The organism is Microbulbifer sp. ABF4_107 (assembly GCF_056312215.1).
Map to the genome: position 1 here is coordinate 47,458 of NZ_CM149983.1, position 22,986 is coordinate 70,443.

General features: G+C 58.0%; 13 protein-coding genes. 10 read left to right on the top strand and 3 right to left on the bottom strand.

Going from position 1 to position 22,986, the window contains the following annotated elements:
* Positions 1-42: 42 nt before the first annotated feature.
* The 3 genes from ACYX4K_RS00160 to ACYX4K_RS00170 are packed head-to-tail and all read right to left on the bottom strand — an operon-like array spanning position 43 to position 3,852.
* Positions 43-1,365 carry an efflux RND transporter periplasmic adaptor subunit gene (locus tag ACYX4K_RS00160; RefSeq protein WP_475090840.1) on the bottom strand — a complete coding sequence of 441 codons (1,323 nt, stop codon included), beginning with the start codon at positions 1,363-1,365 and terminating at the stop codon, positions 43-45.
* Position 1,366: 1 nt separating this feature from the next.
* Positions 1,367-2,209 (bottom strand): efflux RND transporter periplasmic adaptor subunit, encoded by an 843-nt coding sequence (locus ACYX4K_RS00165; RefSeq protein ID WP_475090838.1) that lies wholly within the window; start codon positions 2,207-2,209, stop codon positions 1,367-1,369.
* Positions 2,210-2,268: 59 nt separating this feature from the next.
* Complete coding sequence (locus ACYX4K_RS00170; RefSeq protein WP_475090836.1) at positions 2,269-3,852, bottom strand: TolC family protein; 1,584 nt, start codon at positions 3,850-3,852, stop codon at positions 2,269-2,271.
* 338 nt (positions 3,853-4,190) lie between these two features.
* Here ACYX4K_RS00170 and ACYX4K_RS00175 point away from each other — a divergent pair, with 338 nt between their 5' ends.
* From ACYX4K_RS00175 to ACYX4K_RS00220, 10 genes are all read left to right on the top strand, one after another.
* Entirely contained in the window at positions 4,191-5,288 is a 1,098-nt protein-coding gene (locus ACYX4K_RS00175) for an ABC transporter ATP-binding protein (protein ID WP_475090834.1), read from the top strand.
* Positions 5,285-7,675, top strand: coding sequence for an extracellular solute-binding protein (locus ACYX4K_RS00180; protein WP_475090832.1), 2,391 nt, complete (start codon positions 5,285-5,287; stop codon positions 7,673-7,675). Before ACYX4K_RS00175 ends, ACYX4K_RS00180 begins: the two co-directional genes overlap by 4 nt.
* Complete coding sequence (locus tag ACYX4K_RS00185) at positions 7,672-8,598, top strand: sugar ABC transporter permease (RefSeq protein ID WP_475090830.1); 927 nt, start codon at positions 7,672-7,674, stop codon at positions 8,596-8,598. Before ACYX4K_RS00180 ends, ACYX4K_RS00185 begins: the two co-directional genes overlap by 4 nt.
* Positions 8,599-8,903: 305 nt before the next feature.
* A complete protein-coding gene (locus ACYX4K_RS00190; protein WP_476178736.1) occupies positions 8,904-11,891 on the top strand; it encodes a TonB-dependent receptor in 2,988 nt (995 codons plus the stop codon).
* A 118-nt stretch (positions 11,892-12,009) separates the two neighbouring features.
* A complete protein-coding gene (locus tag ACYX4K_RS00195; protein WP_475090827.1) occupies positions 12,010-12,741 on the top strand; it encodes a SapC family protein in 732 nt (243 codons plus the stop codon).
* 10 nt (positions 12,742-12,751) lie between these two features.
* The gene (locus ACYX4K_RS00200) at positions 12,752-13,786 is read left to right on the top strand and encodes a cupin-like domain-containing protein (RefSeq protein ID WP_475090825.1); all 1,035 of its coding nucleotides are present in this window, start codon (positions 12,752-12,754) and stop codon (positions 13,784-13,786) included.
* A gap of 36 nt (positions 13,787-13,822) precedes the next feature.
* Positions 13,823-15,325 (top strand): tryptophan halogenase family protein, encoded by a 1,503-nt coding sequence (locus tag ACYX4K_RS00205; RefSeq protein ID WP_475090824.1) that lies wholly within the window; start codon positions 13,823-13,825, stop codon positions 15,323-15,325.
* 180 nt (positions 15,326-15,505) lie between these two features.
* Positions 15,506-18,313 carry a di-heme oxidoredictase family protein gene (locus ACYX4K_RS00210; protein ID WP_476178737.1) on the top strand — a complete coding sequence of 936 codons (2,808 nt, stop codon included), beginning with the start codon at positions 15,506-15,508 and terminating at the stop codon, positions 18,311-18,313.
* 220 nt (positions 18,314-18,533) lie between these two features.
* A complete protein-coding gene (locus ACYX4K_RS00215; RefSeq protein ID WP_475090822.1) occupies positions 18,534-20,075 on the top strand; it encodes a family 16 glycosylhydrolase in 1,542 nt (513 codons plus the stop codon).
* Positions 20,076-20,307: 232 nt separating this feature from the next.
* Entirely contained in the window at positions 20,308-22,857 is a 2,550-nt protein-coding gene (locus tag ACYX4K_RS00220) for a glycoside hydrolase family 3 protein (protein ID WP_475090821.1), read from the top strand.
* Positions 22,858-22,986 lie beyond the last annotated feature (129 nt).

Sequence of the window (22,986 nt, forward strand, 5' to 3'; positions counted from 1 at the left end):
CTGTTGCTCTGGCTGCACCTGCTTGGTCACCTGTACGCGGAATCAGACCCCAATCCAGCGGCGGGCAGATGCCAGTGGTCGGCGCAGTAGATAGTAAATTAATGGGACCCGTGCTCCGTAGACACGGGCGTGGCCGCGCGTGTTGATATGAATCTGGGGCTGATCCTGTTGAATATCGGCCAGTAGCCGATAGCTTGCGGGCAGGTTTTCTCCCACCGTGGTCAGAAGACTGTGATAGTGCAATTCTCCCTCAATCGGGGCGAATGGCGCTGACTCAGCGTAAAATACTGTGCGGGCGCTCTCCGGCAGTCGAATCGCATCGCTGGTGGGGAGGTCAATTTGAATCTGGCGCGCGTCGGGCTGCACGATTTCCATGACCTTTTCACCGGCGCGAATCCTGCGACCAATCCACTCAGCGGGGTCGGTGTAAATAGCAATGCCGTTGGCCGGCGCTTTTACACGGGTTTTGTCCAATTGCGACTGTTGGAATTTCAGGTCGAGAGTGCGAATCGCCAGATCTGTTTCCGCTTCTGCCAGTTTGTGACCGGCGGATGTTTGCTGAAAGTTGTACTGTCGGGTCATGCGCAGGCGTTCCCGGTACAGAGAAATTTCCTGCTGTACCCGGTCGATTTCGGCACTGACTTCTGCATCTTCCAGAGAGAAAAGCAGATCGCCGCTTCGCACTGCTGCGTTGGGCGGAATATTGATTTCCCGTATTACCCCATCGGTCAACGCGGATACGATGCGGGGTTCGATGGCGGCAAGTGTTGCCGGTGCCAGTACGCTCTGTCGTACAGGTATCAGGCAGATGCAAACGATCGCTGCGGCGATGGCCAGCGGCCGGCGCGCCATGATACGTCTCAGCGAACCCTGCCGCTTGCCGCGCAGTGCGAGAAGTGCGTGACAGAGAACGGCGCCGATTTCCCGCAGGATTTCCGATTCTTGCTGAGAAAGTTGTCGCGCTCTCAGGATCGCCAGGTACCCGAGTGGTTCAGCATTTCCTTTTCCCACCTTTACCAGGCAGAGAAACTGGCTTCTGGTTTCGGCTGTACCCTTTTCACCAGGGGTACCCGGTGCGGAAATCTCCAACTGCAGCGGTGACTCTTTCTGCACCTGTGCAGTCTGCGCTTTTACGAGGCGCCGCCAATGCTGCGCTTCACTACTGGTGCTGTCTACGCTGCTTACATTGGACGCCGCGATCAGCGCAAGCTGAGTGCCACTGAAAAATAAGCAGGTATCGAAATCTAGCAGTTGTTGGCTGTCGGTACAGGTGGTGCGGGCAACCTGCTGCACATCGCTGGCATCGCGCAGCTTCTTTTGCAGGGCGAGAAACCCGTTGAGCTTTTCCAGCAGTCTCGCTTCCATGTCAGTTGGCCCCGCGGCCGAGGGGCTGACCGGATCCGTTCGCCAGCAGGTCAGTGTCCTCTTTTTGCAGCTGGAAGTTTGCCTCTCCGCTCATACCGGAAATCAGAAACACCGCTCCACTCGGGTCTTTTTCGATGATATTACCGATTACCCGAACGGTTCGTGTTACCGGGTCGACGACCGGCACGATGCGCTGCAGGCTGGCCGAATAGGTTCGGCCGGTTTCATTGATGGTGACCTGAAATCTGTCGCCGATGGAAATACGGGCGAGCCATCCGGAGGGGATGATGGCTTCGACTTCGAGCCCACGGTTATCGACTAGCTCAAATAGCGGTGCGCCGACTTCGGTGCGCTGATGTGGTTCAACACCGCGGCTGATCACGTAGCCGTCGAAGGGGGCGCGCACCTCGCACAAGCTGTTGCGATGGGCCAGCACCTTGGTGTTGGCGGTTGTCTCCGCAAGCTGTGCTTCGCTCTGGACCATCTCCAGTTCGCTGATATTCCCCCCCAGCTGGCGCAGGGAAATATTGGCATCCAATTGGCGGCGGGCAAGCGCCTGTTGTGACTCGGCGCCTTCAAGTTCGGCTTTCAGTTCGGTGCAGTCGTAGCGAGCAAGCAGGTCATTTTCATTGAAACGGTCACCGGCCCGCACGCGCACATCAACAATGCGTGCGGCCAGTTCACTGGACAGTTGCACCCGGCTGAGCGCGTTGAGTTTTGCGGGCGCGGTGACCTCCTCAGATGGAGTCTGCTGGTGGCCAGTGGATTGCGCGCTGCAGTGCAACGACATCAGAGCCGCGCAGACGGTTAGCATCACGGCGGAGAAGGTGGCTTGGGCATGCATCTCGGATTCCCCTATAACATCGACCACGGTGCGTGTTGCGGAAGCAGTGAACGCAGCGCTCACCAGTGCGCAGCGGCCTGTCCGTCTTCACGGATTTCAGCCTCGCGCTTCTCCACGCCCTCCGGGTTGTAGCCACCGATCGGCAGCAGCTCCATGCTGGCACTCTGGGTGCGCATATCCGCGACCTGTTGCTGGATCACTTCCAGGGGCTGACGGTAGTCAATGTAAAACTCGGGCTGGAAACCCACCGCGTTGCTGAGTCGTCCATTGGCGCTGCGCCAGTCTGCGTAGCTCACATCTTTCTGCACGCTGGAAAGCAGTGCCTGGGTAGAGGCGTGGATACTTTCCAGTTCGGTGCCCTGGCTCGATTGCCAGCGGGCCTGGGATTGGCTTGCCATCTGGCGGTCGATATCCGCCAGCTCCACCGCGTAACCGTGGTTCAGTTGCGCGCGTTTCACATGGCTGTAGGCGAGGTCAACCTGGGTGAGCACGGCGACGGTCAGTGCCGCGCGGCGCACATCGCCGAGGCGCTCATTGTCGCGGGCGTATCCGACCAGGTCGCGCCCGGCGACCACGGTGCCGAGTAAATCCCAGGTCAAACGCAGGCTGCTTTCGGCCCAGTCGTTGTACAACAGGTAGCTGTTGTCATCGTGGAAGTATCCGGTGCGCAGCTCCAGCCCCGGCAAAAGTTGCAGGCAGGCCTTGCGGATCTCTGTGGCGGCGATGCGCTCGCGATAGTCCTCTTCCAGCAGTTCCGGGCGGTTGCGCAGGCTGTACTGTTCCAGTTCCAGTACATTCATCTCCGAGAACGGACTGCGCAGGGCATCGCTGGGTGCTGCCCGCACCGAGAATTCAGTGCCCGGGGGGAGCCCCATCAGCGAGGCGAGCTCCATCTTGGCGTTGTGCATATCCCCTTCCAGCGCCAGCAGCTGCTGCATCAGGTCCAGCAGGTCGCGTCGGTAGGAAAGGCTGGCCTCGGTCTGGCGCAACCCGCGCTCGGCGCTCTCGCGGGATTTTTCCAGCGCGCGCCGGGTCTGTTCGATCAGCCCGGGCAATTGTGCCTGGGCACGCTGGGCGGCAGCGGCCATCCAGAAGGCGTATTCCACGTCCATGATCACGTTGTGCATCAGCTTGCGCTGGCGCTCGATTGCAATCATCACCCCATCGGCGGCCTGCTTGGCGGAGAGGTAGTTGATGCCGAAGTCCAGCACGTTCCACGACAGTTCAAGTCCGGCTGTGCTGTAGGTCTTATCCAGAGAGGTGGACTGCACCAGCGACTGGTTGCCGTTTACATCTTCACTGCTGGCGAAGTGCTGTTTGTTGCGGTGGTTGTAACCGGCACTGGCGGCAATTTCCGGCAGCATGTCCCAGCGCGACAGGCTCAGGTTGCGGTTGGCGACCACGGCTTCCATCAGCTTGAGGCGATTGTCCATGTTGTAGGCAATCGCCCGCGCAATGGCTTCATTGAGATCGATGGGGCCGGTGACCGGCTGCTGACTGCCGAAGGCGGTTTGCCAGTCGCCACTGGCGCGTTGATCGATGGTGGCGTCGTCCATGGCGGTCGGTTTTACCGAACAGGCGGTTAATGTTCCGAGTGTGACGCCAAATGTCACAAGAAAAGCCGCAAGTGGGGCTTGGCGCATATCTCTGAGTCCTTATAGATACTTATCGACTACTACGCGGTACATCTGCGCCAAATCAATTTAGTACAGAAGTTTCAATTCGCATCCCGAACTGGCTCCAGAAGGCTACTTTTGGCGCTGCAATGCTCGAAGAAGAGGAAGCTGACGCTGGATGCGTTGAATTGGGGCTATGGAGCAAAGTCGCAGACTCGCTCAATCGGTTAGGCCAATTAGGGTGCTGCAGGGGGAGGCGGCGGCGTTTTTTCTGGGGCACAATCCGGTATCTGGTAGAGAATCCTGCCAGCGATAGAAAGACAATAATAAAAGCTGTATATCGACGATAAGAGAGACCCGTCCCATTGGCCAATATAGAGTTCAGCGGCGTCAGCAAGCGCTATGACGATGGTCCCGCAACCGTGCCCGGCCTGGATCTGGAGATCCGCGATGGCGAATTTATGGTGCTGGTGGGCCCGTCCGGCTGTGGCAAATCCACTACCCTGCGGATGATTGCCGGGCTCGAATCCATTAGCGGTGGCGACCTGTATATTGGTGGTCACCGGGTCAACGACCTGCCGCCCAAGGACCGGGACATCGCCATGGTGTTCCAGAATTACGCCCTTTACCCGCATATGTCCGTGTATGAAAACATGGCATTTGGCCTGCGGGTGCGGAACTTCCCCAAGCTGGGTATCGATCGCCGGGTGCGGGATGCCGCCGAGACCCTGGGGCTGTCGGATCTGCTCGCGCGCAAGCCCGGCCAGTTGTCCGGGGGGCAGAATCAGCGGGTGGCCCTGGGCCGCGCCATGGTGCGCGATCCCCAGGTATTCCTGTTCGATGAACCGCTGTCCAATCTTGACGCCGAGCTGCGGGTACAGATGCGCGGTGTCATTCACCGGCTGCACCGCCAGCTGGGTACCACCTCTGTGTACGTTACCCACGATCAGGTGGAGGCGATGACCCTCGGCACCCGTATCGCGATTCTCGATAAAGGGGAGCTGATGCAGGTGGGCACGCCGCTGGAGCTGTATAACGACCCGGACAACACCTTTGTGGCGGGGTTTATGGGCTCGCCGCCGATGAATCTGGTTGCGGTTGCCAACGACGGTGCCCAGCTGTGTTGCGACCTGCTCACACTGCCGCGCCCGCACCTGCAGGGAGTGGGCAGCGCGTTACTGCTCGGTCTGCGCCCGGAAAAGCTGTGCTACGCCGCCGGCGCGCCGGCCCACTGGCCACGGCTGTCCGGTGAGATCGAACTGGTGGAAAGCCTGGGGGCGGAGATGCTGGTGCACCTGCGCAAGGGCGGCGACCAGGTCATAGCACGGCTGCCGGGTTTGCGGGTGTTTACTCTCGGCGACATGCTGGAGCTCGCGTTTGATCCCGCGGCGGTGTACCTGTTCGATGCACAGACGCAACAGCGCATTCGCAGTGGCACAGCCCGCGCCGGAGTCCGTGTGTGATCAGCGCCCCGACTTGTAGGAGCCTGCTTGCAAGCGAACCCGTCGCAAGCAGCCATCCCTGGAGCAGTGTCCGGCCCGGCCATCCATGGCCGGTCGCCCGGCAGAGCAGCGAGCGTTGCTCGCTAAGCACTCTGACGGGCCCTGCAAGCAGGCTCCTGCCGCTAGCACTTTGCCTTTTCATTCTCCTCTCGGCCACCGCCAGAGCAGCGGATAGCCTGACACTCTGGCACAGCTACCGCGGTGCCGAGCGCACTGCCTTTGAGCAGCGCATTCGCGACTACAACCGCAGCCAGAGCGCGGTACAGGTCAAGGCGCTGGCGGTTCCCTTTGGTGGCTTTGCCGACAAGTTATCCGCGGCGTTGCCCCGGGGGCAGGGGCCCGACCTGTTTGTTTTTGCCCACGATCGTCTCGGCGGGTGGGCCAGCTCCGGGCACACCATTGCGCCCATCGATCGCTATGTGAGTGAGCGTTTACTGCGGCGCTTTCCACCCAACCTGGTGGATGCGATGACCTTCGCGGGCGACCTCTATGGGTTGCCGTTCGCGTTCAAAAGCCCCGCGCTGATCATGAATGTCGACCTGGTGCCGTCGCCGCCGCCCGCAACCGACGCCATGGTGGTAGAGGCGCTGCGCCACACCGACCGCAGCGCTGGTCGCTTTGGCCTCGCCTACAGCTACACCGAACCCTTTTTTCACGGCGCCCTGATGAACAGCTTCGGGCGCGGCCCGTTTGATCGCGGTGGCAACCTGGATCTGGATAGTCCGGCCAATATTGCCTCGTTGCAGATGCTCGCGCGCTGGGCGCGCCACGACCGGATTCTGCCGGAGGACCCCAGCAGCACGCTGGTGACGGACCTGTTCAATCAGGGGAGAGCGGCCATGGTGATCAGTGGCCCCTGGATGCTGGGGGAAATCTCACCGCAGGTGAATTACCGGGTGGCACCGCTACCGCTCAACAGCGAGAGCGGTAAACCCCTGTCACCCTGGGTGGCGGTTGAGGGGCTGTTCCTGTCGCCCTGGTCACAGCACCCGGAACAGGCCGTGGCACTGATGGAGTTTCTCACCAGCCGCGCCTCCGCGGAGATCATGGCCATCGAGGGGGGACAGCTACCGGCGAATATCAGTGCGTTTGAACACCCGAGTATCGCAACCAACCATGTGGCCATGGCGTTTCGTCGCCAGCTGGAGCACACGGTGCCGATTCCCAATCTGCCGGCCATGACCCTGCTGTGGGTTCCCCTGGAAAATGCGTTGAAAAAAGTCGTCAAGGGTGTGGCGCAGCCGGAAGCGGAGATGCATCAACTTCAGCGGCAACTGAGCGCGGACCTCGCGGGTCTGGAGCGCTCCCGTCGACGGGGTGAAACCCCGGCGCAGATGCCAATCTGGCTGTGGGCGATTCCAGTTGCACTGATGGTGCTCGCGGTCTGGGGCTGGCACCGTTATCGTAAGCGCCTGATGGCGAGCTGGCAGGCCAACCGAACCGCTTACCTTTATATCTTGCCGGCCATGGTCGGCATGTTGGTACTGGTCTTTTTCCCGCTGCTGTACGGCCTTCTGTTGTCGTTTTCCGATACCACGGTATTCAATGAGCACGCCCCCCTGTGGTCGCGGTTTGTCGGGCTGGACAACTACGCAGCGATTCTCGGTGATTTTCACTTGTGGCGGGGGCAGGGCAGCGAGCGCAGTCTGGACTTCGATAATTTTTACTGGACGCTGCTGATCACTGTCTTGTGGACCGCCAGCAATGTGGTGCTTGCGGTGGGGCTGGCGCTGATTCTGGCGCTTGCCCTGGACAGGCCTATCTTCGGGCGCAGTTGGTTCCGCCTGATCCTTATCCTGCCCTGGGCCATTCCCAACTACATTACTGCGCTGGTGTGGAAAGGGATGTTTCACCCGCAATTCGGTGTGATCAATCAGGGCCTGCAGGTGCTCGGGCTGGCGCCGGTGGCGTGGTTCGATTCCATCGGCGCGAGCTTTTTTACCGGGCTGGTGACCAATGTCTGGTTGAGTATCCCGTTTATGATGGTGGTCATTTTAGGCGGCCTGCAGTCCATTCCGCGGGAACTGTATGAGGTGGCCCGGGTGGAAGGCGCCGGACGCTGGTTCCAGTTCCGCGCGATTACCCTGCCGCTGCTGAAACCGGTGCTGATCCCGGCGGTGATCCTGTCGGTGGTGTGGACCTTCAATATGTTCAACGTCATTTATCTGGTCAGCGACGGCGCACCGGCGGGTGCCAACGATATTCTGATCACCAAGGCGTTCCGTATTGGCTTTGAAAAATACCAGTACGCCTACGCCGCGGCCTATTCCATGGTGATTCTGGCATTGCTGTTCTGCTATGCCATGTGGCAGGTGCGCGTGAGCCGAACTATGGAGGGCGCGCGGTGACTACCGCAAGAGAAGCCGGACCTATGCCCGGAAGGGTCAGCCTGCGCGGCAAGCGGCTGCTGCGCGATATTTGCAGCGCCCGTTTCGCGCTGCTGATTTTCGCCTCGCTGATCGTGATCTATCCACTGTTGTGGGTGGTCAGCCTCGCCTTCTCCGGACAGCAGTCCCTGACCCTGGTGCGACTGTCGGAAGACGCCAGTATTACCGAGCAGTTAATGGCCCTGATTCCGCTACCGGAACAGTGGACTCTGGCCAACTTCCGCGCGGTACTGACCGAGCAGCCGTTTCTTCGCTGGCTCGGCAACAGCCTGGTGGTTGCCATGGCCACCACCATTGTCGGCCTTTCCCTGAGCTGCACCGCGGCCTATGCATTTTCCCGCTTTCGCTTCGCCGGTCGGCAGCGCGGCATGATGTTGTTCCTTATTTCCCAGATGTTTCCCGCGGTGCTGATGTTGATACCGCTCTACGTGATTGTGGTGCAGTGGTTGGGGCTGGGGAACTCCTGGCTGGGGCTGATCCTGGTGTACTCCATTACCGCTCTGCCATTTTGTGTGTGGATGCTGAAAGGGTATTTCGACACGCTGCCGTTTGAGATAGAAGAGTCCGCACTGCTCGACGGTGCCAGCCACTGGACCATTTTTATCCGAATCATCCTGCCCCTGGCACGCCCCGCCATTGCCGTTACCGGCTTGTTCGCATTCATGACCGCATGGAACGAGTTTATTCTCGCCTCGATCTTTATGGATGATGAATCCCTCTACACCGTTCCGGTAGGCCTGCGTTTTTTTGTCAGCGACTACGCCTCCGAGTGGGGGTACTTTGCTGCCGGCTCCATTCTCGTCTCTCTGCCCGTTATGCTCCTGTTTCTCGCCTTGCAGCGCTTCCTGATATCCGGGTTGTCGGCCGGTGCCGTCAAGGGTTGATCAGTAGGCAGTAGTTGCTCCCCACTTCTCGCCCCGCGCTGGTGCTGTAAATGGGTCACGCTGGTGCAAAAGCGCGTCATTCACGTAAGTCATTGAAAAATAAGTGCTTTCCCGTTCCCGCTTTGCGGGAATCAAGGTGGGATAGTCCATTTTTCACCAATTTCCCAAGGTGGGACGACGCAATTTGGCGCGCAGCGGGAGTATAGGCTCGCGCCAGATCGGGTTATCCTGTTGCGGTCTCAAGTGGTACCCACCCTGGCGAAAACCAATAAATAAAATGACGTGACGATGGGGGAGACAACTCCATGAACAGAATGACCGGATTCAAGAAGAATTCTATTGCGGTGGCCATCGCCACCCTCGCGGGTGTAAGCGGCGGCGCCCTGGCTCAAACCGAAGCAGATGCAGCACTGGAAGAAGTGGTGGTGCTGGGTATTCGCGGCAGTCTCGATAAATCCATGGATGCCAAGCGCGACGCCCAGGGTGTTGTGGATGCCATCTCCGCGGAAGATATCGGCAAGTTCCCCGACACTAACCTGGCGGAATCCATGCAGCGGATCTCCGGTGTTTCCATTGACCGTGTCAACGGCGAAGGCAGCCGGGTCACTGTGCGCGGCCTGGGTCCGGACTTCAACCTGGTGACCCTGAATGGTCGCCAGCTGGCGCGCACCACCGGTGGCCGCTCGTTTGATTTCCAGAACATCGCCTCCGACATGGTGACCGGTGTGGAAGTGGCCAAGACCAGCGATGCCACGCTGCCGTCCGGCGGCATGGGTGCGACCATCAACCTGCTGACCGCGCGTCCGCTGGAAACTCCCGAGCGCACCATCCGCTTTGCGGCCAAAGGTGTGATTGATGAGTCCTCCGATGATGCGGATATGACGCCCGAATTCAGCGGCTTCTACTCCGATACCTTTGCCGATGGCAAATTCGGTGTGGCCATCTCCGGCAATATCTCCGAGCGCGAAAGTGGCAGCTCCCAGTCCACCACCCCCGGCTGGATGAGTGCCGAGGGCCAGACCAACAGCAACGACTGGGGTGGATTCCTGCCGCTGGAAGGCCAGGTAAACCGCCCGGGTGAGGGTGACATCTACTCCGCCCCGCGCAGCCTGGTGTACAAATTTGAAGAGCAGCAGCGCAAGCGCACCAACGGGCAGCTGGTACTGCAATGGGCGCCGAACGAAGACGTGACCGCGACTGTTGACTACAACTACTACCAGAACAAGATCGCCAAACAGTTCAACGATATTTCCGTGTACCACACCTGGGGTGAGTGGGGGGGAAGCCAGGAAGGTATCTGGACCGACGGTCCCATCTCTTCCCCGATCATCTACTCCGAATTCGGCACTGGTGGTGACGTGGCCATGGGCGGCGGCAGTACCGCCGAGGTGTTTGAAGGTGACATGTTCGGCGTGAATCTCGAGTGGCAGGCCAGCGACCGCCTGAGCCTGGAACTTGATGCCCAGCACTCTGAAGCCGAGCGCCGCCCGGACAGCCCCTGGGGCACCGGCGGTACCCTGAGTCTGGCGGCGCTGGTGCGCCAGGGTTCTACCATCGATTTCACTCAGGACCTGCCGGCGTTGCATGTCATTACCGAAAATGGCCTGAATGCATCGGATATCCTGGTCACCGGTTCTGTATTCCAGAACAACCGCGATCACTCAGAAATCGACCAGTTCCGCTTCGGCGGTAATTTCGAGCTGAATGCGTCGAGCGATATCGATTTTGGTATTTCCCGCCAGGAAGTCAGCAATACGTCTCAGGAAACCTTTGTACAGCGCAACAGCTGGGGTGGTGCCGGCAGCCCCGCCGATCTTCCGGACGAGTTGTTCACTGCGAAGGATCTGTCGGACGAATTCGACATGTCCTGGGGTGACTTCTCCGAGATCGATGGCAACCAGACCGCCCTCGATATGTATTTTGCCTGGGACTTCAATGCCGTGCGCGCGATCGCCGAGCAGCAGTTCGGCAATGATCCCACGGATCTGTCCCAGGCCACTGCGCTGGGGGATTGTGGTACGGCATTCTGTGCCTCTACCGACTGGGGTTCGCAAACCGACCGCACCACGGTGGAGACTACCAACGCCGCCTACGCTCAGTACAACTTCCGCTCCGAACTGCGTGGCATGCCCTATCGCGTGAATGCCGGGCTGCGTTTTGAAGAAACCGAAGTGGTATCCACCTCCATCGTGCCTACCTATGACACCGCGACCTGGTCTGGTGGTACCGAAGTTGTGCTGACCAGCAGTGACGGTGCACGGGACTACCTGACCCAGACCGGCGAATACAGCTACGTACTGCCGAGCCTTGCGTTCAGTATCGACCTGACCGATGAAGTGGTCGCGCGCGCGGCGATCAGTGAGGCGATCACTCGCCCGGGCTACAACGACATCAAGGGTGGCACCACCGTTGGTGGTCAGGCGAACAGTGGTATTGGCGGAGGCTCCTCCGGTAACCCGGGCCTGAAGCCGTTCGAGTCACTGAATTACGACCTTTCCCTTGAGTACTACTACGGCGACACCAGTTACGCGTCCGTCGGGTTGTTCCGCAAGGAAGTGTCCAACTTCATTAGTGGCGGTATCACCGAAAGCACCATTTTCAATATCCCCAACCCGTCCGATGGCGCGCTGGTGGATGAGGCCCGGGCCGCAATTGCAGCGGGTGCCGATGTTTCCATTCATGAATACATCGCGCAGAACTACGCCGATAGCCCCTACGTCAATGTGACGTACACCGACGAGGGTGAGATCGACACCGTGCAGATCACCGGTAATCCTGAAACCGATAACGACATGGTGTTCCGCATCAGTCAGCCGGTGAATGGTGAACTCGACAACACCATCGACGGTATGGAGCTGGCGGTTCAGCACTTCTTCGGTCAATCCGGTTTCGGTATGCAGGCGAACTACACCATTGTGGATTCCGACCTGACCTACGATCCGTTCCTGATCATGGACCAGGAATCCATGATCGGCCTCAGTGATTCCGCCAACCTGGTGGGTTTTTACGAGAAGAACGGTTTCCAGGCGCGTATCGCCTATAACTGGCGAGATGAGTTCCTGAGTGCCCGCGGTCAGGATACTGGTGAGCATCCGCAGTATGTTGAGGCGTACAGTCAGATCGACCTGAACATCAGTTATGAGATTCCGCAAATCGAAGGTATGCAGGTATTCCTCGAAGGCATCAACGTAACCGACGAGTATGTACGTGTGCACGGCCGCGACAAGTACCAGTTGATGGGACTGTATCAAGGTGGTGAACGCTGGCAGCTCGGCGCACGCTACGCCTTCTAAGCGCCTTCACAGGATGGTTTGCTAAAGCAAAGGAAAGCCGCTGTTCCCAGAGGAACAGCGGCTTTTTTGGCTAGAGAGTTTTACATCAGATAAAAACAATAACGGTGAGAGAAGTACGATGACGAATGCAGTATTGCTGAACAATGTGGATCACCGCGAATTGCGGGTGATGACCGAGCGCTCCGCGGCGTTTGGCGATGATCAATGGTTCGCACTGACGTTTCCCCTGGAGTTTCGCGCACTGCAGGGGCAGTACCCGATCTTTTTCCAGAAAGATGCGCGCAGTGGTAATTTTTTTCCTCTGGCGCTACTGGGGCTACAGCCCGGGGAGAATTTGTTCCTGAATGAGTGCGGATGGGATGCGTCATACATTCCACTGGCCATTCGTCGCGAGCCCTTCATGATTGGCCGCCAGCACCACGTTGAGGATGGCGTGCAGAAAAGCCGGCGCGTAATTCATATCGACCTGGATAACCCCCGGGTCAATCGCGTCCGTGGAGAAGCGTTGTTTCTTGAATACGGTGGTAATACCCCCTACCTGGATCGCGTTGCAGACATGCTGGAGGCGGTACATCAGGGGATAGAGCAGGGCGAAAAGTTCGTGCGCACCCTGCAGGTACATGGATTACTGGAACCATTTACGCTGGAGGTGACCTTGAATAATGGTGAGACCAATCAGCTTAAGGGCTTCTATACCCTCAATGAAGAGCGCTTGAAGGCGCTGGATGCGGAAGACCTGCAGGAGCTGCATGGTGCCGGGTTCCTCGAGGCCATCTACATGGTCATGGCTTCCCAGTCCCAGATGCGACGTCTGATTGACGAAAAGAACCGACGTCTCACGGCGCACTGAGGGGTGAACCTTGGAAGCTCCATTTATTGAGGATGCGGGTGTCACTGCGGCGAGTGAAGTCTGGGGTGTGCACTCGGGCAATATCCTGGAATATCTCGCCGGAGTGACGCGCCCACTTGTTTTGCGCGGTTACTGCGCTCACTTTCCTTCGGTTGTCGCGGCGAAAGAATCGGATCGCGCTGTTGCAGAGTATTTACTGGGTCACTATAGCGGCCATCCGGTCAATGGCTGCTACGGAAAACCGGAGACCGGTGGCCGGGTGTTCTACAACGAGGACATGAGTGGCTTCAATTTCCAGGTCCGGCAAACGGATCTGGGTATCTTGCTCGACGAAATTCTTGCCGATTCGGGCCAGCCCGATACACCCATGCGCTATATGCCCTCCAGTGAAGTGGGGCACTGGTTTCCGACGTTCGCTGAGGTCAACGATGCCGGTGTGCGGTCGGTTTCACCGGTAGGTTCCCTGTGGCTGGGCAATAAGGTGCGGGTGGCCGCACACTACGACTTTCCGAATAACCTCGCGTGCAATATCGCCGGGAAACGTCGCTTCACCCTGTTACCTCCGGAACAAATCAGTAATTTATACCCCGGCCCGCTGGAATTCGCGCCCGGTGGCCAGGAAGTGAGCCTGGTGGATTTTTACCAGCCTGACTTCGAACGGTTCCCGCGATTTCGTACCGCACTCGACCATGCGCTGGTGGCAGAATTGGACGCGGGCGATGCATTGTATATTCCGGGTATGTGGTGGCATCACGTGGAAAGCCTGGGCAGCCTCAATGTACTCTATACCCACTGGTGGCGGGATTCCGAAGCCCATATGGGAAGGCCCACCAATGCACTGTTACATGCCGTGCTCGGGTTGCGCAATTTACCCGCGCATCAGCGCAAGGCGTGGAAGGCATTGTTTGACTACTATATTTTTGACGCGGAAGACGGTGCTTCCGAGCATATTCCGGCGGGGCGCCGCGGTGTTCTGGAGCAGCCCCTCTCGCTGGAAGCTGCGATGCAATTGCGGGCAAAACTGCAAAATGACCTGAAGCGCTAAAAAAAAGAAAACAATAAAGAAAACGTGAGAGATGTAATGAAAAGCAAGCAACGGGTTCGCAATGTGGTCATCGCTGGTGGCGGTACGGCAGGCTGGATGACTGCGGCCGCCCTGGCGAAACTTTTGGGAAAAAACCTCAATATAACCCTGGTGGAATCGGAAGAAATTGGCACCGTAGGGGTAGGTGAGGCCACCATTCCTTCCCTGCACCTGTTTCACCAGCTGCTCGGTATCGATGAGCGCGAGGTAATGGCCTTCACCAACGCTACCTTCAAGCTGGGGATATCGTTTGAGAACTGGAAGGATGTCGGGCAGGACTATATCCACTCATTTGGTGATGCCGGGCAGGATTGCTGGGCGTGCAATTTCAGCCACTTCTGGGTGAAGGGATTACAGCAGGGAATCCAGCATGACATCGGCGATTACTGTGTCGAGCACTACGCTGCCCGCCAGGGCCGATTCGCTACCGGTGGACAAAGGAAGCGCACACATGCCTATCATTTTGATGCAAGCCTGTACGCAAAGTATCTGAGAACGCTTGCGGAAAAATTTGGGGCCAGACGGATTGAGGGAAAGATTCGCAACGTGCAGCTGGATCACGCAACTGGCGATATACTGGCACTGAATCTGGAGAGCGGCGAGCGACTCGAAGGTGATCTGTTTATCGATTGCACGGGTTTCCGCGGCCTGCTGATCGACAAGGCGCTTCACACCGGTTACCACGACTGGGGTCACTGGCTTCCCTGTGATCGCGCGGTCGCCGTGCAAACCACCAAAAGTCACAGCCCGGTGCCTTATACACGATCCATCGCCCGTGAGTCCGGTTGGCAGTGGCGAATTCCACTGCAGACACGTACCGGGAATGGACTGGTCTTCTGCAGCCATTATCAATCGGACGATGAGGCTCGGCGGCAATTACTGGACAATGTCGAGGGTGATGCGCTGACTGAGCCCAGGGTTATTCCGTTCCGCACTGGAACCCGCCGAAAGCACTGGAATAAAAACTGTGTGGCGATCGGGTTGTCCAGCGGGTTTATCGAGCCGCTGGAGTCTACGAGTATTCACCTGATTCAGCGCAGCATCATTCGTCTGATGACCATGTTTCCGGCGGATGGAATCAAGCAGGTGGATGTCGACGAATTCAATAAATTGGTGCTGGACGAAACGGAGAATGTGAGGGATTTTATTATCCTCCACTACAAGCTTACCGACCGCGAAGACAGCGAATTCTGGCGTTATTGCCGGGGAATGGATATTCCGGATTCACTCGCGCACCGTATGGCCATGTTCAGGGAAAGTGGCCGTGTATATAAATACGGAGAAGAGTTGTTTGGAGAGACATCCTGGCTGCAGGTTATGCTCGGGCAGGGAATTATGCCGCAAAGTTATCACCCGATTGCGGATATGATGAGCGCAGCTGAACTGGATAAATTCCTTGCGGGTATTCGCAGCCAGGTTCGCGGCACCGTTGAGAGTTGGCCGCAGCATATGGAATTCATTGGTCATTACTGTAAGTCCATGGCGCCTGAGAAAATGTGATGGATTCGGCGCAAGTCTGCGCCGAAATGGTTTCTCAGGTGGGTCATATTTTCAAAATCCATAAAGTGGGACGACGGGAACTTAGTAAAGAAACTAGCTTCAACCTCGCGATGTACTGAATTGAGAGCTACAGCGCTCGCACTCCAATAATCAAGAATAACGATGAAGCGAGGTTTGACCATGCGTCTACTCCCCACATGGCGGAGCACCCTGTCGGTGCCCGCACGTTCCATGATCACAAGCAGCGCGATTGCCCTGTCACTCGTGTTACCGCTTCCCGCCGCGGCACAGCAAACCAATCTGGCGACAGGCTCCAGTATTTCTGCCAGTACCGCGGACCTCCCCGCAAGCAACGCGATCGATGGCAACAACGGCACTCGCTGGGCGTCGGCCGCGCAGACAGACCCATCCTGGATTGCCGTTGATCTCGGGCAGGCCTACGACCTGGACCAGGTAGAAATTTTCTGGGAAGCGGCCAATCCGGATACTTACGAGATCTGGGGGTCCAATAATGGTGTTGACTGGAGCACACTGAGTGTTCAGACCGGTGGTGTCTTCGGACACCGCACGGACACGGTCAATGTTGATGGAATCTACCGGCATGTGCGCATTCAGGGTATCAGCCGCAGTGCCGGAAACCAGTGGGGGTACTCCATCTGGGAGCTTGCGGTGTTCGGGCAGGCCGCAAATTGCGATAACGGATGTGTGGTGGAGCTGGACGGCAACACGGCACAGGCGCGGCTCACCGGCGGCGATATTGTGGATGTGCACTATTCGATTAATGGCGGCGCGCAGATGAATGTGCGAATGTCCCACTCGGGTGGCTTGTGGACACACAATATCCCCAATCTGAACGCCGGCGATGTAATTACCGTGTCCTACACGAAAATTACCAACGGGGTGGGTGAGAATATTCCGGCCAGTCAGTATGTGTTTAGTGGCCAGGGCGGTTCCTCTTCATCATCTTCCTCTTCATCTTCCTCTTCATCGTCCTCGTCGTCATCCTCTGGTGGCGGTTCGGGTGGCAGTGGTTCAAGTAGCTCCTCAAGCAGTTCCTCCGGCGGCTCGTCCAGCGGTTCATCATCGGGTGCAGATCTGGGCAATATTGTCCCGCTTTACAACAGCGGCACCGCACTGGAGCCCGCCATTACGTTTGAAACCGCCAATGCGCTGGTTACCCGTTTCTCCGACCGCGCCCGGGATCGCCATGCCAAAGAAGACCAGTTCCAGGCGTATGACCATTACCTGAGTTTTTACTGGGAGGATCGCACCGCGGCGATCGAAATCATCGATGAAGTCGCCAAGGGCGGTAGTTCAGTGCGGATGAATGTGCGCACCGAGTTCAAGCTGAGTGATACCGAGGCGGAAAACCGCTGGTTCTATCGCGGTGTGGGTACCGTGGCGGAATATTGCGATAACGGCACTATGGTGGTTGTCGATCAGTATAACTATTACAAGGAGCGCACCTATAACTGCCGCGAAAACCGCAACATCCAGGTGGGAGATCTGCTGGAGTTTGAAATCAGTCAATTCCTCGATCCCAGTGTGCCGAATGGCCGCGCCAATTATTACGGGACCACCTTTCTGTATATTGTCGGTGAAGGCCTGGTGCCCTGGGACGTTGGTGGTGCTACACCATTTGGTGGGACAAAAGATTCGTTCAAGATTCCGCAAAGTGCGTGGCTCGGTGGCGATACCACCATACATGCGCTGACTTCCGGAGAGACCGACAATCACTATATGCAGATGGCGACCAACCTCGGCTATGAAAATGCGCAACCGTTTATGCGCGGACGCCGGGTGCTGCATAGCTCTGCCATTGATGGCGTGCACGATGAAAAACCACTGGAAAACCCGCCGTTTGCCCCAATGGTCAATCTCGCGGGCCCCCATTACATCAACGATAGTTGTGCCAGCTGTCATGAACGCAATGGCCGCGCGGTACCGGCCGCAATCGGTGAACCCCTGGATAAATGGACATTCAAGGTTGCCTCTGCCAGTGGTGACCCGGATCCATATCTCGGCTCTGCGCTTCAGCCCAAGGCCCGCAATGGCGCCGCCAGTGAGGGGCAGGTCTCGATTGCCAGCTGGAGTGAGCAGAATGGACTGCGCTCGCCGAATTATGCGTTTACCGGCGTAGTGCCGGAGCGTTTCTCGGCACGGATCGCACCGGGCATTGTCGGTATGGGATTGCTGGAAGCCATCGACGAATCCAGTGTGATCGCCAGTGCCGATCCTGCGGACGCGAACGGTGACGGTATTTCCGGACGGGTCAACCGCGTAGTCGACCCTGAAACCGGCGAAACACGATTGGGCCGTTTTGGCTGGAAGGCCGGAATTGCCAGCATTCGCCACCAGCTGGCCCGTGCGCTCAACACGGATATGGGCGTGATGACATCGGTGTTCCCGCAACCGGACTGTGGCAGCAGTCAGAACGATTGCGGTGCGACTGGTGCGGAGCTTGCCGACAATCATCTGCAGGATCTGACCAAATACGTCGCTTTGCTCGGCGTGCGTCCCCAGCGGAATTATGACAACCCGTCAGTGGTCAACGGCAAACAACTGTTCGCCAGTATCGGCTGTGCCGGTTGCCATACTCCCACGCAGCAAACCAGTGCACAGCATCCGTTTGCGGAACTGCGCAATCAGACCATTCACCCCTACACCGACCTGCTCGTGCACGACATGGGGCCGGGACTTGCGGATAACCTTGGCGAAGGTGAAGCCTCTGGTGCGGAATGGCGAACTCCCGCGCTTTGGGGGTTGGGTCTGTCCGCCTGTGTTACCGGTGGAGTGGAAAACCCGGTCGGTGGTCAGGGTAATGAAATCTGCACACCACAGCATGGCTATCTCCATGACGGGCGGGCGCGCAGTATTGAAGAGGCGATTCTCTGGCACGGTGGGGAAGGTCAGGCGGCCAACAATGCGTACCAGAGCCTGAGTGATGCACAACAACAGGATTTGTTGAGCTTCCTGAATTCACTCTGATTTTTTAAAAAATAATTGGCAAGCACTGATAGAAAGGCGCGGAAACTTTTCCGCGCCTTTTTTATTGGCGGGGCAGGAAGTCACAGGGCCCAGGTTGTGTACCAACGGAATGTGGGGCGACGGATATTCATTTCCTGCGCTAAAAAGGTTCCGTTCCCTGTGGGGACCTGAGTGAAAAAATAAACAGTGATAAGAATAAACACAGTAAAAGGAGACAGCGATGTCGAGATTCCTGTTCCGCAGTACCACACTGGCAGTTGCCGTGGCCGCAGTCGGATGTGGCGGTGGCAGTTCCAATAGCGAAGATCCGGGTGAGACTATTATTGATCCGCCGGTGGTCGATACCCGCCCCGAACAATGCTTGGAGGACCCGGAAAACTCCGGTTACTGTCTGGTGTGGTCCGATGAGTTTTCCGGTAGTGCGATCGATGCTGAAAAATGGGTTCACGAAAAAAATTGCACCGGTGGTGGCAATAACGAAGCCCAGTGTTATACGGATTCCCCGGACAACTCCTGGGTAGCGGACGACATGCTGCATATTCGGGCCATTCGCGAAGATGCCACAGGACCTTCCGTGGTCGACGATGATCCGAATTACGACGCCAACGATACCTCCGGCAGTGGCACTTTTACCTCCGCCCGGTTGCGTACCAAGAACATCGGCGACTGGAAATACGGTCGTTTTGAAATGCGCGCGAAATTACCATTCGGGCAGGGGAGCTGGCCCGCGTTCTGGATGCTGCCCACAGACTGGGCCTATGGTGGTTGGCCCCTGTCTGGCGAAATCGACATTCTGGAGGCGGTCAACCTGAAAGTCGGCGGTGAAGATCGGGTGTACGGCACGCTGCACTACGGCGGTACCTGGCCCGGCAACAAACACACCGGTGAGGCCTACCAGATTCCCGGTGACCTCAACCCTGCCGATGGCTTTCACTCCTACGCCGTGGAGTGGGAAGAGGGGGAGATACGCTGGTATGTGGACGGAGACCACTATGCGACCCAGACCAGCGACGGCTGGTACACCACCGCGGATCTGGAAAATCCGCTGGCGCCTTTCGACCAGTCCTTTCACCTGATACTGAACCTGGCTGTGGGGGGCGACTGGCCCGCGAACGTGAATGACACCGGTATCGATGAAGAAGCTTTTCCACAGGACTTTGTCATCGACTATGTGCGGGTATATCAGTGCACGGAAAATTTTGATACCGGTAAAGGCTGTGCCAGCAGCGACGGTGATTTTGTCCACAACCCGGGGCTGGAGCCGCCGCAGGCACCGGACAGTAGCGACGACGAGCTGGTGATTTTTGACGGTGAGGCCAAGGCCCCATACGCCTGGTATACCTGGACCGCCCATGGGGATATTGGCTACACCATCGAGAACATTGGTGGTGAGTATGGTGAGGTGGCGCAGATCACCTATAACACCAATCAGGGAATCGGCTTTTTTCAATCCGACAGCGCTTACGACCTGAGCGATTACACCTATGTGGAGTTTGACCTGCGGGTTCTCAACGAGCCGGCGAATGCCGGTTCTGCGGGTTTAACATTCCGCGCGGATTGCGGTCATCCGTGTTCCTCTGGTGATTACCTGCTGGATATGCCCGCGCCGGACCAGTGGACACATTTTCAGATCCCGGTGATGGCACTCGTCGAAGGTGGTCTCAACGCCGGTAGCGTCAATACGCCGTTTGTCATATCGCCCACCTGGGACAATCAGATGGGGGCAATATTGCAGATCGATAATATTATCTGGACCCGCTAGCGGTTCATGCCCCCACATACCGTCCCATTTTCCCGAACCGTACAGAGTGGAAAGGTGGTCAGCTCCATTTTGTGATGGTTTGGGGAAGTGGGACGATCCCTTTCCCTGGATTCCGTACAAAGAAGCCTGGAATAACCGGGTGCTCCTGCCTGTGAGTATGGCTGCCCGGTGCTTACGTCAAAGATGGCACAACAAAAACAAGTGGGAACCTGGGAATAGGAGTAGCACGGTGATGAAAAAGCGAATTTTGCTGGGGGTCATCTCCGCACTGGTGGCCGGGGCAGTGCTCTCGGGCTGCGGTGAGCAGAAATTGACCGAGTCAGGGGCGACAAAAACCGGGGGGAAATATGGGGATGCACAGGCCGCCGTCTGGCCGTCACTCACTTCGGGTATTGCCAAAGACCCGGCTATCGAAGCGCGAATCGACGACCTTCTGAGCCGGATGTCGGTGGAGGAGAAAGTCGGGCAGATGATCCAGGCGGAGATCAAAAATGTAACCCCGGAAGAGGCCCGAGCTTACCACCTGGGCTCCATTCTCAATGGCGGCGGCGCCTTCCCGAATAACGACAAACACGCGAGAGTGGCCGATTGGGTGGCACTGGCAGATGCTTTTTATGCGGCCTCCATGGATACCAGTGACGGCGGTGTCGCCATCCCGATTATCTGGGGCACCGATGCAGTACACGGCCACAACAATGTCATTGGTGCGACGCTGTTTCCTCACAACATCGGTCTGGGCGCCACGCAAAACCCCGAGTTGATGCGCCAGGTTGGAGCGGTTACCGCAGCGGAAGTCTCGGCTACCGGAATAGACTGGGTTTTTGCGCCCACACTGGCGGTCACCCGGGATGACCGCTGGGGGCGTAGCTACGAGTCCTATTCGGAAGACCCGCAGATCGTGCGCAGCTACAGTGGGCGGCTGGTGGAGGGCCTGCAGGGCAGGCCCGGTAGCGATGAGCTGTTTGCGCCCAAGCGGGTAGTGAGTACGGCCAAACACTTTATCGCCGACGGTGGTACTGAAAATGGCATCGACCGTGGCGATGCCATCATGTCCGAGGCGGAGCTTATCGAAATCCACGCCCAGGGCTACTTTTCTGCCATCGAATCCGGTGTGCAGACGGTGATGGCATCCTTCAGCAGCTGGAATGGGGAAAAGCTGCACGGGCATAAATACCTGCTCACCGATGTGCTGAAAGAACGCCTGGGTTTCGATGGCTTCGTGGTGGGGGACTGGGCCGGGCACCAGTTTGTAAATGGGTGTTCCAATGTAAGTTGTCCACAGGCGGTGAATGCCGGTCTGGACATGTTTATGGTGCCGGACCCCAGCTGGAAAACGCTGTATGCCAACACCGTGGCACAGGCCAAGAGTGGGGAAATCGCAGCTCAACGCCTGAACGATGCAGTACGGCGGATTCTGCGGGTAAAGCTGCGAGCGGGCCTGTTTGATGCCGGTGCTCCATCCACCCGGGCCTACGCCGCGGATGAATTCCTGATCGGCGCGCCGGCGCACCGGGCCATTGCCCGCCAGACAGTGCGCGAGTCTCTGGTACTGCTGAAGAACAACGACGGGCTGCTGCCCCTGCAGAGAAACCAGCGGATTCTGGTTGCCGGTGACGGAGCCGATAATATCGGTAAACAGGCTGGTGGCTGGAGTATCACCTGGCAGGGGACCGGCAACGAGAACAGCGATTTTCCCGGCGCTACCTCTATTTTTGGAGGCATTGCCGAGGCAGTAGCGAGTGCCGGTGGTGTCGCGGAGCTCGCCGTCGATGGTCACTATACGGAAAAGCCGGACGTCGCCATCGTGGTCTTCGGTGAAGACCCCTATGCGGAGATGCAGGGCGACGTGTCGAACCTGGATTACCCCGGGGACGCGGATCTGGCGTTGATACAGCGGTTGAAGGCGCAGGGTATTCCGGTCGTGTCGCTGTTTATTACCGGTCGTCCACTGTGGGTAAACCCCGAGATCAATGCGTCCGATGCATTTGTTGTGATCTGGCAACCGGGCACGGAAGGTGCCGGTGTTGCCGACGTCATTCTTCGGGATGGCAAGGGCGAAGTGAATCACGATTTTAAAGGCCAGCTGACCTTCTCCTGGCCCGATAGCGCGCTGCCTACGGTGCGCAACCGCGGGGAAAACGAAGCACTGGCGCAATTTAAATACGGTTACGGCCTCGACTACGGCCAATCCGTGCAGCTTGCAGCGCTATCGGAGAAGAGCGGGCTGGAACTTTCCCATGGCAATGAGGCTCTGGCGGTATTCAATGGCCGCGCACTGGATCCCTGGAGCCTGCAGGTAACCGATGCCGGCAATAATCAGACGGTGATCGCCAGCAGTGTGTCGAAATTACAGGGAATTAGCGTGCAGTCCGTCGATCGCAACGTGCAGGAAGACAGTCGCCGTCTGCAGTGGACCGGTGAGGGCAATGCGGTAGCCGGGTTCTTTGCCAACAGCCGTACCGATCTCACGGGCTATCTGGAGAATCAGGGTGCGCTGGTGTTTGATGTGAAAGTCGACGGCGCACCCAGCAGTGCGGTCAATCTCGGCGTATTCTGTGGTCAGGACTGCGGTGCGGAACAGTCGATTACCGATGTCCTGAACAGTGCGGCACCGGGTGAATGGCGCACCATCAGCGTTGATCTTCAATGCCTCGCCAACGGCGGAGCGAAAATGGATATGGTGCTTTCGCCATTTTATGTGCGCACCGCAGGCGCGCTGGATATGACCGTGCACAATGTACGTATCGCATCCCAGACTAGTGCGGATATCCACTGCGGGTAATCGCACCCTGCCACTTACCCCGGTCGCCACTTTTCCAACCCCGGCGACCGGACTGGGGAGGCACGCCCGGTACTCAGCTAGTGGTCCATGCGGAAAGTTGTGTAACTGTTCGCTTCGCCAAAGTGCCCA

Excerpts from the sequence above, each read along its gene's own strand:
- ACYX4K_RS00210 (WP_476178737.1), top strand. The coding sequence starts at position 15,506 with ATGCGTCTACTCCCCACATGGCGGAGCACCCTGTCGGTGCCCGCACGT.
- ACYX4K_RS00215 (WP_475090822.1), top strand. The coding sequence starts at position 18,534 with ATGTCGAGATTCCTGTTCCGCAGTACCACACTGGCAGTTGCCGTGGCC.
- ACYX4K_RS00170 (WP_475090836.1), bottom strand. The coding sequence starts at position 3,852 with ATGCGCCAAGCCCCACTTGCGGCTTTTCTTGTGACATTTGGCGTCACA.
- ACYX4K_RS00220 (WP_475090821.1), top strand. The coding sequence starts at position 20,308 with ATGAAAAAGCGAATTTTGCTGGGGGTCATCTCCGCACTGGTGGCCGGG.
- ACYX4K_RS00195 (WP_475090827.1), top strand. The coding sequence starts at position 12,010 with ATGACGAATGCAGTATTGCTGAACAATGTGGATCACCGCGAATTGCGG.
- ACYX4K_RS00165 (WP_475090838.1), bottom strand. The coding sequence starts at position 2,209 with ATGCATGCCCAAGCCACCTTCTCCGCCGTGATGCTAACCGTCTGCGCG.
- ACYX4K_RS00190 (WP_476178736.1), top strand. The coding sequence starts at position 8,904 with ATGAACAGAATGACCGGATTCAAGAAGAATTCTATTGCGGTGGCCATC.
- ACYX4K_RS00160 (WP_475090840.1), bottom strand. The coding sequence starts at position 1,365 with ATGGAAGCGAGACTGCTGGAAAAGCTCAACGGGTTTCTCGCCCTGCAA.
- ACYX4K_RS00205 (WP_475090824.1), top strand. The coding sequence starts at position 13,823 with ATGAAAAGCAAGCAACGGGTTCGCAATGTGGTCATCGCTGGTGGCGGT.